This window comes from Streptococcus sp. BS35b, assembly GCF_000286475.1.
Lineage (GTDB): Bacteria > Bacillota > Bacilli > Lactobacillales > Streptococcaceae > Streptococcus > Streptococcus oralis_W.
In genome coordinates this window covers 104,242-122,091 of sequence record NZ_ALKH01000011.1, presented here as the reverse complement: position 1 = coordinate 122,091, position 17,850 = coordinate 104,242, and the positions used below count along the sequence as shown (strand labels likewise).

General features: G+C 40.6%; 17 protein-coding genes. 12 read left to right on the top strand and 5 right to left on the bottom strand.

What is annotated here, in order from left to right; translation table 11 throughout:
* The 5 genes from HMPREF1149_RS09100 to manA all read left to right on the top strand — a co-directional run bounded on the left by HMPREF1149_RS09100 (position 1) and on the right by manA (position 8,050).
* Positions 1–969, top strand: coding sequence for an acetylxylan esterase (locus HMPREF1149_RS09100; protein WP_000910480.1), 969 nt, complete (start codon positions 1–3; stop codon positions 967–969).
* Complete coding sequence (locus tag HMPREF1149_RS09095; protein WP_001248731.1) at positions 966–2,357, top strand: glycoside hydrolase family 1 protein; 1,392 nt, start codon at positions 966–968, stop codon at positions 2,355–2,357. Before HMPREF1149_RS09100 ends, HMPREF1149_RS09095 begins: the two co-directional genes overlap by 4 nt.
* Positions 2,358–2,448: 91 nt before the next feature.
* The gene (locus HMPREF1149_RS09090; protein WP_000743853.1) at positions 2,449–5,409 is read left to right on the top strand and encodes a glycosyl hydrolase; all 2,961 of its coding nucleotides are present in this window, start codon (positions 2,449–2,451) and stop codon (positions 5,407–5,409) included.
* Between the two features lie 137 nt (positions 5,410–5,546).
* Positions 5,547–6,986 carry a 6-phospho-beta-glucosidase gene (locus tag HMPREF1149_RS09085; RefSeq protein WP_000136072.1) on the top strand — a complete coding sequence of 480 codons (1,440 nt, stop codon included), beginning with the start codon at positions 5,547–5,549 and terminating at the stop codon, positions 6,984–6,986.
* 119 nt (positions 6,987–7,105) lie between these two features.
* Positions 7,106–8,050, top strand: coding sequence for a mannose-6-phosphate isomerase, class I (gene manA / locus HMPREF1149_RS09080; protein WP_001294296.1), 945 nt, complete (start codon positions 7,106–7,108; stop codon positions 8,048–8,050).
* A gap of 40 nt (positions 8,051–8,090) precedes the next feature.
* Here the strand turns inward: manA and HMPREF1149_RS09075 are convergent, their stop codons facing one another.
* Complete coding sequence (locus HMPREF1149_RS09075) at positions 8,091–9,431, bottom strand: sodium-dependent transporter (RefSeq protein ID WP_002879111.1); 1,341 nt, start codon at positions 9,429–9,431, stop codon at positions 8,091–8,093.
* Between the two features lie 253 nt (positions 9,432–9,684).
* Between HMPREF1149_RS09075 and HMPREF1149_RS09070 the strand changes: the two genes are divergently transcribed.
* The gene (locus HMPREF1149_RS09070; protein ID WP_000274763.1) at positions 9,685–10,425 is read left to right on the top strand and encodes a MerR family transcriptional regulator; all 741 of its coding nucleotides are present in this window, start codon (positions 9,685–9,687) and stop codon (positions 10,423–10,425) included.
* 28 nt (positions 10,426–10,453) lie between these two features.
* On the opposite strand, the gene HMPREF1149_RS09065 is transcribed toward HMPREF1149_RS09070, so the two are convergent.
* From HMPREF1149_RS09065 to HMPREF1149_RS09050, 4 genes are read right to left on the bottom strand one after another with little or no spacing between them, the layout of a single operon-like run.
* Positions 10,454–10,909: an 8-oxo-dGTP diphosphatase gene (locus HMPREF1149_RS09065; RefSeq protein ID WP_001081770.1), complete on the bottom strand. Its 456-nt coding sequence runs from the start codon at positions 10,907–10,909 to the stop codon at positions 10,454–10,456.
* 10 nt (positions 10,910–10,919) lie between these two features.
* Positions 10,920–11,441, bottom strand: a complete 522-nt coding sequence (locus HMPREF1149_RS09060) for a DUF1697 domain-containing protein (protein WP_000400047.1) — start codon at positions 11,439–11,441, stop codon at positions 10,920–10,922.
* A gap of 13 nt (positions 11,442–11,454) precedes the next feature.
* A complete protein-coding gene (locus HMPREF1149_RS09055; protein WP_000680068.1) occupies positions 11,455–12,636 on the bottom strand; it encodes an NAD(P)/FAD-dependent oxidoreductase in 1,182 nt (393 codons plus the stop codon).
* 57 nt (positions 12,637–12,693) lie between these two features.
* Complete coding sequence (locus tag HMPREF1149_RS09050; RefSeq protein WP_000219948.1) at positions 12,694–13,539, bottom strand: DegV family protein; 846 nt, start codon at positions 13,537–13,539, stop codon at positions 12,694–12,696.
* A 124-nt stretch (positions 13,540–13,663) separates the two neighbouring features.
* Between HMPREF1149_RS09050 and HMPREF1149_RS09045 the strand changes: the two genes are divergently transcribed.
* The 6 genes from HMPREF1149_RS09045 (at position 13,664) to HMPREF1149_RS09020 (ending at position 17,785) form a co-directional block, all read left to right on the top strand.
* Positions 13,664–14,221 carry a TetR/AcrR family transcriptional regulator gene (locus tag HMPREF1149_RS09045; RefSeq protein WP_000004151.1) on the top strand — a complete coding sequence of 186 codons (558 nt, stop codon included), beginning with the start codon at positions 13,664–13,666 and terminating at the stop codon, positions 14,219–14,221.
* Between the two features lie 18 nt (positions 14,222–14,239).
* The gene (locus tag HMPREF1149_RS09040) at positions 14,240–14,707 is read left to right on the top strand and encodes a deoxycytidylate deaminase (protein WP_000136989.1); all 468 of its coding nucleotides are present in this window, start codon (positions 14,240–14,242) and stop codon (positions 14,705–14,707) included.
* 88 nt (positions 14,708–14,795) lie between these two features.
* Positions 14,796–15,425, top strand: coding sequence for a uracil phosphoribosyltransferase (gene upp, locus HMPREF1149_RS09035; RefSeq protein WP_000515972.1), 630 nt, complete (start codon positions 14,796–14,798; stop codon positions 15,423–15,425).
* A 172-nt stretch (positions 15,426–15,597) separates the two neighbouring features.
* The gene (locus HMPREF1149_RS09030) at positions 15,598–16,188 is read left to right on the top strand and encodes an ATP-dependent Clp protease proteolytic subunit (protein ID WP_000613462.1); all 591 of its coding nucleotides are present in this window, start codon (positions 15,598–15,600) and stop codon (positions 16,186–16,188) included.
* A 78-nt stretch (positions 16,189–16,266) separates the two neighbouring features.
* Positions 16,267–16,536, top strand: coding sequence for a YlbG family protein (locus tag HMPREF1149_RS09025; RefSeq protein ID WP_000462131.1), 270 nt, complete (start codon positions 16,267–16,269; stop codon positions 16,534–16,536).
* 88 nt (positions 16,537–16,624) lie between these two features.
* Positions 16,625–17,785, top strand: coding sequence for an ABC transporter substrate-binding protein (locus HMPREF1149_RS09020; protein ID WP_000726111.1), 1,161 nt, complete (start codon positions 16,625–16,627; stop codon positions 17,783–17,785).
* Positions 17,786–17,850 lie beyond the last annotated feature (65 nt).

Below are 17,850 nucleotides of genomic sequence, written 5' to 3'. Positions count from 1 at the left end.
ATGTTGAAAGAAGAAGCAATCTCAAAGTGGGGAAATTACAAGGGAAGCCAGAGGAAACCAGTTGATTTTGATAAATTTTGGGATAAAGCGAAGTTAGAAGTTGACACCCTGGGAACAGAATATCAACTGGAGAAAATTTTTCTCCCTTCCAAACAAGTTGATTGTTTTCTTCTTACCTTTACAGGAATTGGAGGCTCTAAAATCTCCTGCCAGATGATCTGTCCCAAGAAATGTATGAAACCACTCCCAGCTCTTCTCCAGTTTCATGGTTACCATTCGAGCTCAGGTGACTGGAGTGATAAAATAGGTTTAGCCTCAGAAGGGATGATCGTCTTTGCCATGGATGTTCGTGGTCAAGGCGGAATTTCAGAAGATGGTTCATCTACCAAATATGCCACTTTGAGAGGGCATTTAATTCGAGGAATAGAAGAAGGTGCAGAGAACCTTTTTTATCGGTCAATCTTTCAGGATGTTTATCAATTGACAAAAATTGTAATGACGATGCCTGAGGTTGATTCCCGTAAAATAGTGTCTTATGGCGTATCTCAAGGTGGAGCTTTGGCTCTCGTTTGTGCAGCTTTAATGCCGTCTGTTTCTAAGGTTTTTGTGCAATATCCTTTTCTCAGTGATTATCGTGAAGCCTATCGTTTAGATGTAAACCAATCCGCTTACGAGGAACTAGCTTATTGGTTTCGACAAAGAGATCCTCGTCATCAGCGAGAAGAAGAGATTTTTTCAACTCTAGATTATATTGACATTCAATACTTAGTACCAAGGATTGAGGGAGAAATCTATTGGGCGATGGCGCTTGATGATTCTATTTGCCATCCCAAAACTCAATTCGCTGTTATTAATCAGGCAAAAACCATCCAGGAGATTCTGTTTTATCCAGAATATGGACATGAGTATCTGCCACAATATCAAGATTTTATAAGAGAAAAATTATTTGAAAGAGAAGTGATTCTATGAGACAATTTCCAGAAAATTTTTGGTGGGGAGCTGCAACGTCAGGTCCTCAAAGTGAAGGGCGTTTTGACAAAAAACATAAAAATATGTTTGACTACTGGTATGATATGGAGCCAGAAGCTTTTTATAACTATGTAGGACCAGATACGGCTTCAAATTTCTATAATAGCTATGCGGATGATATTGCAAAAATGAAAGAGGTTGGCCTAAACAGCGTACGCACATCCATCCAGTGGACACGACTAATCGATGATTTAGAGACGAATACGGTTAATCTTCAGGCGGTTGATTATTACAATCGCGTCATCGATACTTTTTTAGAGAATGGTATCCGTCCTATCTTTAACCTTCATCATTTTGATCTTCCAGTGGAGCTTTACCACAAATATGGAGGATGGGAATCTCGTCATGTAGTTGAGCTTTTTGTCGGATTTGCAGAAAAATGTTTCCAACATTTTGGTGACAGAGTCAAGGAATGGGTGGTTCATAACGAACCAATGGTAGTCGTTGATGGTGAGTACCTCTACCAATTCCACTATCCAAAGCTAGTAGATGGTAAAAAAGCGGTGCAGGTAGCCTATCATTTGAACTTAGCAACAGCTAAAACAATCCAGCTCTACCGTGAAAAGGGATTTGATAAAGAAGGTGGACGTATCGGTACTGTTTTAAATCTAACTCCTACCTATGCGGCTTCCGAAGAACCAGAAGATCAAGCTGCAGCTCATTTTGCAGAACTTTGGAATAATAAGATGTTCTTGGAGCCTGCAGTACATGGATATTTTCCAGAGGAGCTTGTTTCAGTCCTTGAAAAAGATGGAGTCCTTTGGAAAACAGAAGCGGGAGATGAGGAACTCTTTGCTGAGAATACAGTTGATTTCTTAGGGGTGAATTTCTATCATCCAAATCGTGTAAAGAGACCAGATATCTCTCCAGACTCAGTTGGAGACTGGCTTCCAAGTCGTTACTATGACAATTACGACATGCCTGGTCGCAGAATGAACATTGATAAGGGCTGGGAAATTTATCCAAAAGCCTTATATGATATCGCTGTAAATGTGAGAGACAATTACAGGAACATACCGTGGTTCGTATCAGAAAATGGAATGGGAGTTTCTCGAGAAGAACGTTTCATGGGTGAAAATGGTCAGATCCAAGACGATTATCGTATTAACTTTATCAAGGAACATTTGGAATGGCTTCACAAGGGAATCCAAGAAGGATCAAATTGTTTCGGTTATCACTTGTGGACGCCTATTGACTGTTGGTCTTGGACAAATGCCTATCGCAATCGTTATGGTCTAATTTCAAATGACATTCATACGCAAGTTAAAACCATCAAAAAATCAGGATACTGGCTCAAAGGAGTCATTGAAAAAAATGCGATAGATTAACAATAAGAGAAACGGATTCGTGAGCGGATGCTTGATAGAGCCTGCGAATGGCATCTGTTTCTCTTTTTTTAGAATAAAAAGGAAGCAATTCATGAAAAAACAATTTATCCTAGGACTTACACTAGGAACAAGTTTACTATTGGCTCCATCTGTGTTAGCCACAGAAAATTCAGTACTAGCACCTTCAGATGAAAATACGGTGACTGTAGAAACACCTCGTATTGAAAAAGTAGAAGAAAAAGAAGCCACAGGAGAGGTGAACGGAGAAATTACCCCTGTAACTGGTAAAGTATCGGAAACTAATGCCCCCTCTTCTGAAAAGAAGGCTGAGGAGAATAAGGTAGCGATTGTAGACACTCAAGCAACACAAGAAACAAAAGAGTTGTTTAACTACTTAAAAGAGTTGAATGGGAAAAAAGAAGTTTTATTTGGACAACAACATGCGCTAGATGAAGGAGTGACGCTGACAGAAAAAGGTCAAAGGATTGCTTCAGAGGAGTCTGATGTGAAGAATGCAGTTGGAGATTATCCAGCAGTATTTGGCTGGGACACTCTTTCAATTGATGGACACGAGAAACCTGGTGTTGAGGGAGATGTTCAACAAAGCATTCAAAATCTCATCCAATCCATGAAAAAAGCCCACAATCTCGGAGGAATTTTAACTCTCAGTACCCATCCTTATAATTTTGTGACCGGTGGAGATTTTAAAGATACATCAGGAGATGTAGTGAATGAAATCTTACCTGGAGGGAAGGCAAATGATAAATTCAACGCTTGGTTAGACAATATTGCAACGTTAGCTCATAGCTTGAAAACCACTGACAATAAGTCTATTCCCTTTATTTTTAGACCATTTCATGAACAAATAGGTAGTTGGTTCTGGTGGGGAGAAAGTACGACAAACCCAGAGCAGTACAAGGCCTTGTATCGTTATACTGTAGAGTACTTAAGGGATAAAAAAGGTGTTCATAATATTTTATATGCTTACTCTCCTGGTGCAGGTAATGATCGCTATTTGAAAACCTATCCGGGTGATGCCTATGTTGATATATTTGGTATTGATAGTTATGATAACAAAGAAAATGCTGGATCGGAAGCTTATATGTCATCGCTTCTAAAGGATCTTAATAAAATTGTTTCTCTAGCTGAGTCTAAGGGGAAGATTGCTGCATTAACAGAGTTTGGCTACAGTGCACAAGGACTAAAAGAAAAAGGAAATACGCTGGATTGGTACACTCGGATTTTTAAGGCTATTACTGGAGATTCGGAAGCTTCAAAGATTGCTTATATGATGACTTGGGCTAATTTTGATACAGTTAATAACCTTTATACCCCTTATAAAGACATTAATGGTAACTTAGGTGGAAATCATGAGTTATTGAAGGATTTCCAAGATTTCTATAAAGATAATAATACTCTTTTTCGAAATGAAGTTGGTAAGATTTATGGGACAAATAAAACAATACCTGTAAGTGAAAGAAAGAGCCAGCGTTATTTGATTCGACCGGCAGATCATTCTCTTGTAGGGTCAAGAAAATCAACTATAGTTACCAAGGGTCTTCCTGAAGACAGTCGGGTAACCTATGTATTTGCTGGTGAGGAAAGGGAATTATCAAAAGTAGGTGATTATTTCCAGGGGGAATTGCAGATATCAGATAGTATGGATAATAAAGCTCATACTTTGACTTTAAGATACTATAATGAAAATGATTTAGTGGAAACTCAATCCTATACACTTTTTGTAAATACTAAGAAAGTGCAACCGTCACCCTATTTAGTAGATGATTTTGAAAATTATCTAGGGGAAGATAGTCTGTTAGAAAAAGCTTACTCTTCAAATGGAGATCCTATCTCACTTTCTCTGCAAGCAGCAGCGGAAAAAGGAAAGTATAAGATGCGATATGACTATACGATTGCAAATAATGGTTATGCGGGACGTCAGCTTTCTTTCGATAAGAATTGGGAAGATCGGAATGCTCTTACTTTTGAAATGAAAACAGTGGCCCATCCTAAACAGCATTTGACTGTTCAAGTTCAGATTGGGGGAGTTAGTTTTGAAAAAGATATTGATCTTTCTCAAGCTATAAATGGAAAAGTGACCATTCCATTTTCTGAATTTAAACCAGCAGGCTGGGAAAGTCATCAAGAAGCACGCATTACAAAGGAACGCTTAAAAAAAGTGACACAATTCGCCTTTTATGTGGGAGGAGAAAAAGGAGTAGGTAGTATTGAGTTTGACACCATTCAAGCACTCAAAGATCCCCAGTTACCACCTGTTCCGGATAAGGAGGGTGAGAAAAAATATCAACCTTTGACCTTTACATTTGAAGGTGATTCATTAGACTGGCAGGGACCGGATATTCATGTCAAAGAAAAACAACTAGTGGCTCAGGTAAATGCTGAATCAGGTGAAAAGACTGAGGTAAAATTGACAAAAGGTCAGGACTTGAGTAGCTATGATTGGTATGTTGCACGCGTGAAAACAACAGTACCTGTATCGGCTAAACTATTCTTAAAGGTTGGAGACAGTTGGCAATGGGTTAATTCAGAAGCTCAAAAGGTTTCAGATGAGTTGACAGAATTAAGATTTGATATTAGTGGAATTAAAAATCGTGATAGTGTTAAAGAAATTGGTATTGAATTTACTGGGCAGTCACAACAAAAACAAACTGGTTTCGTTAGCATAGAGATGGTTAGTTTTGTGAAGAATCTATCCGAATTGACTCAAGAGCAAAAGCCTACGGAAGGCCATGACACCACTCCGCCTACTGAAAGCAATCAATCGATTATAGGTGGGGGTAAAGAAAACGAGGGAAATAAAGTAGAGAGTCATGATGTTTCTATTTCTTCTCTAGATATAGATAAAACAAAAATAAAAGAGGAAGGAAATAGTGTTGAAACAAAGGGTTCGAATAAACCAGAACAAAAAAGAAATCTCCCAAATACAGGAGAGAAGAAAAGAAATGGATTATTTGGGTTAGGCTCTATTTTTCTAATAGTTCTCACTTTTTTGGTAGCAAGAATGAAACGACTAACCTCTGGGAAAATGTAGAAAATAACAAGAAGTAGTGATAGGATTGAAATGTACTCTAAAAGTGGGGGCCAGCTAATGGAATAATATAGAACAGTATCAAACTTTCACTACTTTTCATGGTATACTAGAATTAGCAAATCAAGTGAGGTAAAGTGATGACAGAAATACTACAATTTCCAGAAGGATTTCTCTGGGGTGGTGCTACGGCAGCTAATCAATGTGAGGGTGCTTATAATCAGGACGGTCGTGGTCTTGCTAATGTGGATGTGGTACCGATTGGTCCAGACCGTGAGGCCATTATTACAGGTCAGAAAAAGATGTTTTCGTTTGAGGAGGGCTATTTTTACCCAGCAAAGGAAGCCATTGATATGTACCACCATTACAAGGAAGATATTGCGCTTTTTGCAGAAATGGGCTTTAAAACCTATCGACTTTCCATTGCTTGGACTCGGATTTTTCCTAAGGGAGATGAAGCAGAGCCAAATGAAGCTGGTCTAGCTTTTTATGAGGATTTATTTAAGGAATGCCACAAGTATGGGATTGAACCTCTGGTGACCATCACGCATTTCGATTGCCCCATGCACTTAATCAGGGAGTACGGTGGTTGGCGCAACCGTCGCATGTTGGACTTTTACGCAAATCTCTGTCGTACCCTCTTTGCCCGTTACAAGGGCTTGGTCAAGTACTGGCTAACCTTCAACGAAATCAATATGATTTTGCATGCCCCCTTTTTAGGAGCAGGGATTTGTTTTGAAGAAGGAGAAAATCAAGATCAGGTCAAATACCAAGCAGCCCACCACGAGTTAGTAGCCTCGGCTATGGCGACTAAAATTGCTCACGAAATTGATCCAGAAAACAAGGTGGGATGTATGTTGGCAGCAGGGCAATATTATCCTAACACTGTCCATCCGAGAGACTACTGGGCAGCCATGGAAGAAGACCGCAAGAGTTACTTCTTCATTGACGTCCAAGCGCGTGGGGAATATCCAAACTATGCCAAGAAGCAGTGGGAGCGTGAGGGAGTTGAGATAGAAATGACGGCAGAGGATTTGGACTTGTTAAAGAATTACACTGTTGATTTTGTTTCCTTCTCTTATTATGCGAGTCGAGTGGCTTCAGGCGATCCAGAAGTGAGGAATCTGACAGCTGGAAATGTCTTTGCCTCTATCAAAAATCCTTATCTTGAATCCTCTGAATGGGGTTGGCAGATTGACCCACTGGGGCTTCGTATCACTCTCAATGCCATCTGGGATCGTTATCAAAAACCTATGTTCATCGTAGAAAATGGCCTCGGTGCTATGGATACGCCAGATGAAAATGGCTATGTAGCGGATGACTATCGGATTGCTTATCTAGAAGCCCACATCAAGGCTATGCGAGATGCTATTTACCAAGATGGCGTTGAATTGCTTGGTTATACGACTTGGGGTTGTATAGATCTGGTTTCAGCTGGAACAGGCGAAATGAACAAGCGCTATGGTTTTATCTATGTGGATCGTGATAATGCAGGTCAAGGAAGTCTCAAACGGAGCAAGAAGAAATCCTTCTACTGGTACAAGGATGTCATTGCCAGCAATGGTGCAAGTATTAAGTAGAGAACATTTGTTCACTATTTTTATAAAATCTTCTCCCTACTTTATAAGATGTGAAAAAGAGTTCAATTAGATCTAGCTTTTTGCTATAATGAGGTGAGAAAAACAGACAGGAGAATAAGATGTCAGAACCATTATTTTTACAATCAGTTATGCAAGAAAAAATCTGGGGTGGAACCAAGCTACGTGATGAGTTTGGTTACGACATTCCAAGTGAAAAAATTGGTGAATACTGGGCTATCTCAGCTCACCCAAATGGAGTTTCTAAGGTCGCTAATGGGCGCTTTGAGGGAACAGATCTAGCTACATTGTATGCGGAGCACCGTGAATTGTTTGGCAACCGTCCAGAGCCTGTATTTCCACTGTTGACCAAAATTCTCGATGCCAATGACTGGCTCAGCGTCCAAGTTCACCCAGACGATGCCTATGGATTAGAACATGAAGGCGAGCTCGGAAAAACAGAGTGCTGGTATATCATCGCAGCAGACGAAGGTTCAGAGATTATCTATGGTCACAATGCCAAGTCAAAAGAAGAACTCCGCCAGCAAATCGAAGACAAAAACTGGGATGCCTTACTGACAAAAGTGCCAGTTAAGGCTGGAGATTTCTTCTATGTGCCAAGTGGTACCATGCACGCTATCGGTGCAGGTATCTTGATTCTTGAAACCCAGCAGTCTAGCGATACCACCTACCGTGTCTATGACTTTGACCGTAAGGATGACAAGGGCAACTTGCGTGAACTTCATCTTGAAAAATCTATCGATGTTTTAAACATTGGTGAGCCTGCTAATAGCCGCCCTGTCACTGTCAAAGCTGATGACCTGCGTTCTACACTCCTCGTTTCTAGCGAGTTCTTCGCAGTTTACAAGTGGGAAATTACTGGGAAAGTTGACTTTGAAAAGACAGCTGACTATAGCCTGTTGAGTGTCTTATCTGGTCAAGGTCAGCTTACTGTTGACGGGAAAAACTATCCAATCCAAAAAGGTAGCCACTTTATCCTACCAAGTGATGTCGAAGCTTGGACTTTGGAAGGTCAAGGTTTGGAATTGATTGTTAGTCATCCATAAAAAAGAAAGGGCTTGAGTTCACTACTCAAGTCCTTTTTGATTACATAAATTGGGCGATAAAGACCACGATGATGATAATAGGAATGATAAAACGAAGGAGGAAAAGCCAGACTTGGAAAAGTCCTTGTTTCCATGCTCTTTCATCGAGATGGAGTTCCTCCATAGCAAGGGCCTTTTTGAAGATGTAGCCTGTAAAGAGCGACAGGCAGAGAGCTCCAAATGGCATGAGGAGATTGGAAACCAAGAAGTCCATAGCATCAAAGAAGGTCTTCCCCAAAATGTGAACATCCGCCATGACCCCATAGGATAGAGCTGAAGGAATTCCAAAGACAAAGGTCAAGATTCCTAAAATAGCACTCCATTTAGCACGCTTGCGGTTGTCCTGATTGGTGATATTGCCCACATTGATTTCCAGCATCACGACAGAAGAAGTAACCGTCGCAAAGAGGAAGAGCAAGAGGAAAAGAATGTAGAAAATAGTTCCAAAAGGCATCTTGTCAAAGAGTTGAGGCAAGACGATAAAGAGCAGGCTTGGTCCCCCTTCAGACTGAATATTGAAGGCTGACATGGCTGGGAAAATGGCTAGACCCGCCATGATGGATACAGAGATGTTCATAGCGACAATGGAAATCCCTGACTGGACCAGATTGGTTTTCTTGTCCAAGTAAGATGCATAGGTCAGCATGGCTGTCACTCCTAGTGAGAGAGCAAAGAAAGATTGACCCAGAGCATAGAGGAGACCAGCGCTAGTTAGTTTTGAAAAGTCTGGTTTGAGAAAATAGAGAACCCCTTCCATGGCATTTGGCAAGCTGAGAGAGCGCCCGATGATGACGACAAAGATGATAAAGAGCAGGGGCATCATGACTTTTGAAGCTCTTTCAATCCCTTTTTGAACCCCACGTGATACAATAAAGATATTCAATAAGATAAAGGCTGCTTGAGCTCCTAGGGCAATGGCTGGATTTGAAATGATTGAAGTAAATAACTGAGCATAATCACCCGTTCCACCAAGTTGGAACAATTTCCCAAACTCAATACCTAGATAGACTAAAATCCATCCTCCGATAACACTGTAAAAGGAGAGGAGGATAAAGAGGGCAAAGGCACCAATCCAACCGATAAAGTTGTACTTGTTATTGTTGCCTAGTTTTCCAAAGGTTTTGATAGCGGAAACGCCAGCACTACGGCCAAGGGCAAATTCAGCCAGCAGGAGCGGGAAACCGATTAAAATAGTGGAAATGAGAAAGACTAGTAAAAAGCCTCCACCGCCATTTGCAGCAGTCATATAGGGAAATTTCCAAACGGCACCAAGTCCGATGGCTGAACCAGCAGATGCTAGGATAAAGCCTAGTTTCGAACCCCATTGCGATTTTTCTGACATAGTTGAAACTCCAATCTCCTTTTTTAAAATAAGAAAAGGCTACTTGAGTTGTCAAATAGCCTTCTCTCAATGGCTCTTTATGAGCCTTCTGTTTGATTGATAGACTTGACTATCCTATCATGTTTTCAAAGGTCTGTCAAGAAAACCATTTTCAAGTTTTCACACCTTTCTCAAAAAGTTAAAAATTTTTCGTAAAAACACTTGACTCTGACCTAAGGGGAGGGGTTATACTATTTCTTGTAAGGAGGAAATCATGTACCATATAAAAGAAGCTGCGCAGCTTTCAGGTGTCTCTGTCAAGACCCTGCACCACTACGATAAGATAGGGCTTCTGGTTCCCTTAAAGTCGGAAAACGGCTATCGAACCTACAGTCAGGAGGATTTGGAACGCCTTCAGATTATTCTGTATTATAAATATCTAGGTTTTTCTTTAGAAAAAATAGCAGAGCTGTTAAAGGAAGAAAGGACAGATTTATTGCCCCATTTGACTAGGCAGTTGGACTATTTGACCCAAGAAAGGCGACATCTGGATACCTTGATTTCCACCTTGCAAAAAACTATTCAAGAACAAAAAGGAGAAAGAGAAATGAGTATTCAAGAGAAATTTGCTGGATTTAACTACCAAGACCATCAAAAATACCACCAAGAGGCGGTAGAAAAATATGGTCAAGAAGTCATGGATAAGGCCCTCGAGCGCCAAAAAGGCCGTGAAGACGAGGCTACGACTGCCTTTAACCAAGTCTTTCAAGCCTTGGCTCAAAATCTTCAAGCTGGTCTGCCTGAAACAGCAGCTGAAAACCAAGAGCAAGCAGCTAAGCTCTTGCAAGCCCTTCGTACTTATGGATTTGACTGCTCTATTGAGGTCTTCGGCCATATCGGAAAAGGCTACGTCTATAACCCAGAGTTTAAGGAAAACATTGACAAATTTGGAGCTGGAACAGCTCAATACACATCAGATGTTATTGCTGCTTACGTTCAGACAAATGCAGAATAAATAGGCTAGGAATTTCCTAGCCTATTTTTTACTTCAAATCGTAAAGCCAGTCGTCACCGTCTTTGTAGTAAAAAAATTCACTGAGATTCTCTTCTAAAAAAACACGAAGCATATCAGACATATCATCAGTAGCAAGTTTTAGATGAGACAGATTATCAAAATCCTCCCACCATACCTTTCCTTCGTCTGAAGATTGGAGCTCACCAGTAAAGTGTTCTGTCTTGTAAAAAAGGACGACGTAACGATAATCCTCCTCATCATACCAGTCTTTAATACCACAGAGTTGGGGTTTGGAAATGGTCAGACCAGTTTCTTCTTTGACTTCTCTGATAACGGCATCGGTAAAAGACTCTCCGCGCTCTACATGCCCACCAGGAAAAGTAATGCCAGGCCAGTCAGGATCAACTCGATCTTGAACTAGAACTTTGTTTCCGTTTTGAATCATACACATGTTGACAAATTCGACTAATTCTCGTCTGTTCATATTGTTTTTCCTATTTTGTTAGTAACTTTTCCACGACGTTTAACTTTCGCATGGTCAGAACCACGCCAAACAATTTTTCAAGATAGTTGGTATTGAGCTTTTTTTGTTTTGCAGTTCTAGGAAGATAGAGGTAGAGACAGTAATCGCCTACACAGATTTCTTCCTCGCCGTAGTCAGTTTTCAATTTTTCTAGTGGCAGACTTTGGATAAGTCCTTGATAAAGAATTACATGCACACGATCATGAAGATAGTCTTCTTTAAATGGATTCTCATGAACAATCTTTTCAAAATCGTTCTTATTCTTGATAACCATTTTTAAGTCGGCCCCAATTTTTTCCTTTATCAAAGTATGAATGCGTTCTCGTATTTCTTCTAAATCTGAGTCACTCTCAAGAATGATATTCCCACTTTGAATATAGGTTCGAACGTGTTGAAAACCAGCTTCTGTCAAAATATCTACCAAATAAGACATTTTCGGGATAGCATTTTTTCCATTAGGAGTAACGCCTCTTAGTAAAATAATATGTTCCAAAGGACTTCCTTTCTTATTTGGTATTTATTGGATTGGAGCCTGCCACCCAGCCGGTGCAGAGGGCAGAAGTGATGTTAAAGCCACCCGTGTGGGCATTGATATCCAGGACCTCGCCAGCAAAGTGAAGTCCAGGAACGAGCTTACTTTCCAGAGTTTTAGGATTGATTTCCTTGAGGCTGATGCCACCTTTGGTGACAAAGGACTTGGCAAGAGACATTTTGCCAGTCACAGGGATTTTTAGGGCCTTGATGGACTGGAGCAGTTGGTCTCGTTCCTTTTCAGTTAGTTGTTTGACTTTTTCAGGATAGCCTTGCACAAGAAATTCTGCCAAGCGTTCTGGCAATAAGGTTCTTAAAGCATTTTTCAAGGATTTTTCCCGATTTTCTTCTAGAAATGCCACCAAGTCGCTCTCAGGAAGTTGAGGCAAAACATCCAGTGAAAGAACTTCCCCACCCTTGACAAAGCTGGACATACGCAAGGCAGCAGGGCCCGACAAACCAAAGTGGGTAAAGAGCAGATCGTGAGTGATGATATGCTTGCCATAGCTTAAGGTCACATCGTCTAGTGAAATCCCTTGAAGCGCTTTGTGTGGAAAATCAGTCAACAATGGGCTCTCAGCAGCTTCAAGCTCGGTAATAGTATGTTTGAAATGACGGGCGATTTCATGTCCAAAACCAGTAGAACCAGTAGACGGATAGGATTTTCCGCCAGTTGTGACAATGAGTTTATCACAAGTGAAGCTTTGGTCTGCGGACTTGAGGACAAACTGGTCGTCTATCTTTTTAACCGAAACAATCTCCGTTTGAGTAGCAACTTGACCACCTAGTTCAGTGATTTTCTTTTCCAAGGCCTCGATAATGGTCCGAGATTTGTCACTGGAAGGAAAGACGCGTCCGTGATCCTCGACCTTAAGTTTAACACCATTCTCCGTAAAAAAGTTGATGATATCGTGGTTATCAAACTGGGAGAAGACACTGTACAGAAAGCGTCCATTTCCAGGAATTCCAGCCAGAAGGTCATCTAAAGTTCCATTGTTGGTCACATTACAACGACCACCACCGGTACCAGCTAATTTTTTTCCGAGTTTCCGATTTTTTTCGATGAGAAGAGTTTTCTGACCATAAAAGCTACTGGAAATCGTAGCCATCATGCCAGCAGGCCCTCCACCGATGACAATAGTATCAAAATGTTTCATAGCTCTATTGTACCACAAAAAACAAGAGATGCTTGGCATCTCTTGTTGCTCATAATCTTAGTTAATTTCATATCCCATCAATAAACCGCCATCTTCTGCATAGAAACTGCAGAGACCAGACGTCGGGATGATTTTGATATTGGCTTGTGGGAAGGTTTCCAGCAAGCGTTCTGACAATTGCTGACAGAATTTTTCATTGCTGCGATGAGCCATGACGATACGGCCACCAGCGTAGCCAGCCTTGATGAGTTCTTCATAGGCTGCTTGAAGGGATTTTTTTGGTCCACGCGCTTTTTGGAGCAGTTCTAGGGTTCCAGTTTCACTTGCTTCCCCAACCATACGGATGTTGAGAAGGCCAACAACTGTACCGATAAGCTTACTCAAACGACCATTTTTGACCAAGTTATCGACCTTAGCAAGGACAAAGAGCAACTTCGTTTTTTCTTGGTAGGCTGTAATGGCTTCAACAATTTCCTCATAAGAAAGTCCTTGATCAATCAAGCTATTGATTTTTTCGACAATCAAGTCAACCTCACCACCTGCAGACAATGTATCGATCACATGAATCTGAGTGTCAGGGTGTTCTTCAAGGTAGATATTTTTAGCGAGCTGTGCACTATTATGGCTACCTGAAAGAGTACCAGTGATAGTAACGACAAAGATATGCTTAGCACCTTCAAATGCACGCAAGTAATCATCAGGGCTAGGACAAGCTGATTTTGAAGCCTCAGAAGTCGCATACATGGTTTCCATCATGTGGTCAATGTCAAGATTGGCATCATCAATAAAGACCTGATCAGCTACTTGAATGGTTAAAGGAACACTAACAAATTCAGTATCAATAGCAGGAGTTGCCAGTTGGCGATAATCACAACCAGAGTCAGCCACAATCTTCCAAGTCATAGAAATTCTCCATCTTTGTCACTTATACATTGACAAAGGTTCTGTCTTTTTTTACAATTGTATCATGAATGTCCTTGAAACAAAAGCACCATCCGTCTGTTGTTACAAGTAGAAAGAAATTGTTATGTCTGAACGTAGAATATCTGAAAACTCTCTTGAAAATCTCAGAAAATCAAATCAAGAATCCAATTTTTTAACCAGAGAAGCAATCGAGACGGCTCTTTTGCAACTTCTAGAGAAAAAGGACTTGGCAAAGATCAGTATTTCAGAATTAGTCAAGCGGGCGGGCGTCTCTCGTGCCGCCTTCTATCGTAACTATGACTCCAAAGAAGAGATTTTGGAAAGCGTCTTTAAACGCAGTGTCCATAATATTATGGAACAGTTGAGCCACTACGATGTCAAAACAGACCTTTATCTAGTCTGGGTTCACCTTTTCCGTGCAGCCAAGAAAGAAGCCAAGGTCATCCAACTTGCTCTGGACTACCACTTAGAAAAGATTTTTGTCCAAGCCATGCAGGAATTTCTGGAAAAATACCACGGAAAGTCAAAAGGCGTTAGCAGCTACCTTCATTCCTTTTGGAGTTCTGCCATCGTATCAGTCCTGCTCAAATGGATCAAGGATGGCATGAAGGTTCCAGCTGAAAAGATTGCCGATTTACGCTTGCCATTTTTCAAAAAATAGAGGAAAAGGAGAAGATTTATGACAGAAAAAAGACTGGCTTGGGATGAGTACTTTGCAGCCCAGGCTTTACTGATTGCCAATCGTTCGACCTGTAAACGTGCCAAGGTGGGAGCTGTCCTAGTCAAGGACAATAAAGTCATTTCAACAGGCTATAATGGTTCCGTATCGGGAACGGAGCACTGTATTGACCACGAATGTTTAGTCATTGAAGGTCACTGTGTCCGAACCCTTCACGCCGAGGTTAATGCCATCTTGCAAGGAGCCGAACGAGGGGTTCCCAGAGGTTTTACAGCCTATGTGACCCATTTCCCTTGTCTGAACTGCACCAAACAACTGCTACAGGTTGGTTGCAAGCGCGTGGTTTATATCAACCAGTACCGAATGGATGACTATGCCAAATACCTCTATCAAGAAAAAGGGACCGAGCTAACCCATTTACCATTAGAGACTGTTCAGACAGCTCTCCAAGAGGCAGATTTGATTTAAAAATTAATAAAAATAAATGGTTTAGAAAGCTTTTTAAACCGTTTTTTGATATAATAAGAAGAATAAATTGAAAGAAGGAACTCAGAAAATGGGAAAAATTGAAGTCATTAATCATCCACTCATTCAACACAAATTGTCAATCTTGCGTCGTACAGACACTTCTACAAAAGCTTTTCGTGAGCTAGTAGATGAGATTGCAATGTTGATGGGATATGAAGTACTTCGTGATCTTCCACTTGAAGACGTTGAAATCGAAACACCTATTACAAAGACCGTTCAAAAACAATTGGCTGGTAAAAAATTAGCGATTGTTCCAATCTTGCGTGCAGGTATCGGGATGGTAGATGGTCTCTTGAATCTGGTTCCAGCAGCAAAAGTTGGACACATCGGTATGTACCGTGATGAAGAAACCCTTCAACCAGTTGAATACTTGGTGAAATTGCCTGAAGATATTGACCAACGTCAAATCTTTGTCGTTGACCCAATGCTTGCAACAGGTGGCTCAGCAATCTTGGCTGTAGATTCGCTTAAAAAACGTGGTGCTTCAAATATCAAGTTTGTCTGCCTGGTATCTGCTCCAGAAGGTGTAAAAGCCCTTCAAGAAGCACACCCAGATGTAGAAATCTTTACTGCGGCTTTGGATGAACGCTTGAACGAACACGGTTATATCGTTCCAGGTCTTGGAGATGCTGGAGACCGCTTGTTCGGTACTAAATAAAATCCCAAAGTAAATAGTGAAACTAGAAGTTCGTTTTTAACTTGAAAGGAGGTTGAGTTTTTGTTTCTGTTTAGAGAATAGAGCAAAAATTTGACCTTTTTTGACCAAAAAGATATAATAGTTCTGTATTGAGTCGTAAGACTAAGAAAATTCAACATAAAAGGAGAAATGAATGATTCCTGTAGTTATTGAACAAACAAGCCGTGGAGAACGTTCCTATGATATTTACTCACGTCTACTAAAAGATCGTATCATCATGTTGACTGGACCAGTTGAAGACAACATGGCCAACTCCGTTATCGCCCAATTGCTCTTCTTGGATGCCCAAGACAGTACAAAAGATATTTACCTTTATGTAAATACTCCGGGTGGTTCTGTTTCAGCTGGTTTGGCAATCGTTGATACCATGAACTTTATCAAGGCAGATGTCCAAACAATCGTTATGGGGATGGCAGCCTCAATGGGGACTATCATTGCATCAAGTGGTGCAAAAGGCAAACGCTTTATGCTTCCAAATGCAGAGTACATGATTCACCAACCAATGGGTGGTACAGGCGGTGGTACCCAACAAACAGATATGGCAATCGCTGCAGAACACTTGCTCAAAACTCGTAAGACTTTGGAGCAAATTCTTGCAGATAACTCTGGTAAAACAGTTGAGCAAATTCATGTAGACGCAGAACGTGATTACTGGATGAGTGCCCAAGAAACACTTGAGTATGGTTTTATTGATGAAATCATGGCCAACAATTCTTTGAGCTAACCAAGCTAAAAAGCAAACTCGACGGGGTTTGCTTTTTTTGATATAATAGGAGAAGATTTCTTAGAAAGAGGATTTATCATGTTTGAAAAGGTCAATCGTTCAGGATTAATCATCTATCTTTACTATAATCGGGATGCAAAGAAACTTCAGGAATACGGTGACATCTGTTACCATTCTAAGAAGCATCGCTATTTGCAACTCTATGTTCCAACTGAGGAGTTAGATGACTTAGTAGAGAGATTAGGTAAGGAAAGATTTATCAAGAAAATTAGACGGTGTCACATTCAAGAGTTAGAAACTCCCTTTGTTGGCAATCTCTATCGAAATAAAGAAAACGTTATCATTTAAAAAAGTGAATAAAAAGGTTGACAATTTTCTGATAATTCGGTATATTCTTAACATACTATTTTGGAACAATATTATAAGGAGATAAAAAATGAAGAAAAAATTTGCCCTATCTTTTGTGGCCCTTGCTAGCGTAGCCCTTCTCGCTGCTTGTGGAGAGGTCAAATCAGGAGCCTCAAACGCTGCTGGTAACTCAGTCGATGAAAAGACAATTAAAATCGGATTTAACTTTGAAGAAACAGGTGCCGTAGCAGCCTACGGAACATCTGAACAAAAAGGAGCTCAACTTGCCGTTGATGAAATCAATGCAGCAGGTGGTATCGATGGAAAACAAATCGAAGTTGTAGACAAAGACAACAAGTCAGAGACTGCCGAAGCAGCTTCTGTTACAACGAACCTTGTTACCCAATCAAAAGTAGCAGCTATTGTAGGGCCTGCGACATCTGGTGCAACTGCTGCAGCTGTAGCTAACGCTACCAAAGCTGGAGTGCCATTGATTTCACCAAGTGCTACTCAAGACGGTTTGACTAAAGGTCAAGATTACCTATTTATCGGAACATTCCAAGATAGCTTCCAAGGGAAGATTATTTCTAACTATGTAACAAACAAGTTGAATGCTAAGAAGGTTGTTCTTTATACGGACAATGCTAGTGACTATGCTAAAGGTATTGCTAAATCTTTCCGCGAAACCTACAAGGGTGAGATTGTAGCAGATGAAACGTTTGTAGCAGGTGATACAGACTTCCAAGCAGCACTTACTAAAATGAAAGGGAAAGAGTTTGACGCTATCGTTGTTCCAGGCTACTACACAGAAGCAGGTAAAATTGTAAACCAAGCCCGTGGTATGGGAATTGATAAACCAATCGTTGGTGGTGATGGATTTAACGGTGAAGAATTTGTTCAACAAGCAACAGCTGAAAAAGCATCAAACATTTACTTCATCTCAGGATTCTCAACTACAGTTGATGTTTCTGAAAAAGCTAAAGCCTTCCTTGAAGCATACCGTGCTAAATATAATGAAGAGCCTTCAACCTTCTCAGCCTTGGCTTATGACTCAGTTTACCTAGTAGCCAATGCTGCAAAAGGTGCTAAAAACTCAGGTGAGATCAAGGATAACCTTGCTAAAACAAAAGATTTTGATGGTGTAACTGGTCAAACGAGCTTTGATGCTGACCACAATACAGTGAAAACTGCTTACATGATGACCATGAACAATGGTAAAGTAGAAGCAGCAGAAGTTGTAAAACCATAACATTAGAATAGTAGTTGAAATAGGGAATGAGCCTTTGACTCACTCCCTGTTTCGGTGTTTATGAA

Excerpts from the sequence above, each read along its gene's own strand:
- HMPREF1149_RS09100 (WP_000910480.1), top strand. The coding sequence starts at position 1 with ATGTTGAAAGAAGAAGCAATCTCAAAGTGGGGAAATTACAAGGGAAGC.
- HMPREF1149_RS09095 (WP_001248731.1), top strand. The coding sequence starts at position 966 with ATGAGACAATTTCCAGAAAATTTTTGGTGGGGAGCTGCAACGTCAGGT.
- HMPREF1149_RS09090 (WP_000743853.1), top strand. The coding sequence starts at position 2,449 with ATGAAAAAACAATTTATCCTAGGACTTACACTAGGAACAAGTTTACTA.
- HMPREF1149_RS09085 (WP_000136072.1), top strand. The coding sequence starts at position 5,547 with ATGACAGAAATACTACAATTTCCAGAAGGATTTCTCTGGGGTGGTGCT.
- manA (WP_001294296.1), top strand. The coding sequence starts at position 7,106 with ATGTCAGAACCATTATTTTTACAATCAGTTATGCAAGAAAAAATCTGG.
- HMPREF1149_RS09075 (WP_002879111.1), bottom strand. The coding sequence starts at position 9,431 with ATGTCAGAAAAATCGCAATGGGGTTCGAAACTAGGCTTTATCCTAGCA.
- HMPREF1149_RS09070 (WP_000274763.1), top strand. The coding sequence starts at position 9,685 with ATGTACCATATAAAAGAAGCTGCGCAGCTTTCAGGTGTCTCTGTCAAG.
- HMPREF1149_RS09065 (WP_001081770.1), bottom strand. The coding sequence starts at position 10,909 with ATGAACAGACGAGAATTAGTCGAATTTGTCAACATGTGTATGATTCAA.
- HMPREF1149_RS09055 (WP_000680068.1), bottom strand. The coding sequence starts at position 12,636 with ATGAAACATTTTGATACTATTGTCATCGGTGGAGGGCCTGCTGGCATG.
- HMPREF1149_RS09050 (WP_000219948.1), bottom strand. The coding sequence starts at position 13,539 with ATGACTTGGAAGATTGTGGCTGACTCTGGTTGTGATTATCGCCAACTG.
- HMPREF1149_RS09045 (WP_000004151.1), top strand. The coding sequence starts at position 13,664 with ATGTCTGAACGTAGAATATCTGAAAACTCTCTTGAAAATCTCAGAAAA.
- HMPREF1149_RS09040 (WP_000136989.1), top strand. The coding sequence starts at position 14,240 with ATGACAGAAAAAAGACTGGCTTGGGATGAGTACTTTGCAGCCCAGGCT.
- upp (WP_000515972.1), top strand. The coding sequence starts at position 14,796 with ATGGGAAAAATTGAAGTCATTAATCATCCACTCATTCAACACAAATTG.
- HMPREF1149_RS09030 (WP_000613462.1), top strand. The coding sequence starts at position 15,598 with ATGATTCCTGTAGTTATTGAACAAACAAGCCGTGGAGAACGTTCCTAT.
- HMPREF1149_RS09025 (WP_000462131.1), top strand. The coding sequence starts at position 16,267 with ATGTTTGAAAAGGTCAATCGTTCAGGATTAATCATCTATCTTTACTAT.
- HMPREF1149_RS09020 (WP_000726111.1), top strand. The coding sequence starts at position 16,625 with ATGAAGAAAAAATTTGCCCTATCTTTTGTGGCCCTTGCTAGCGTAGCC.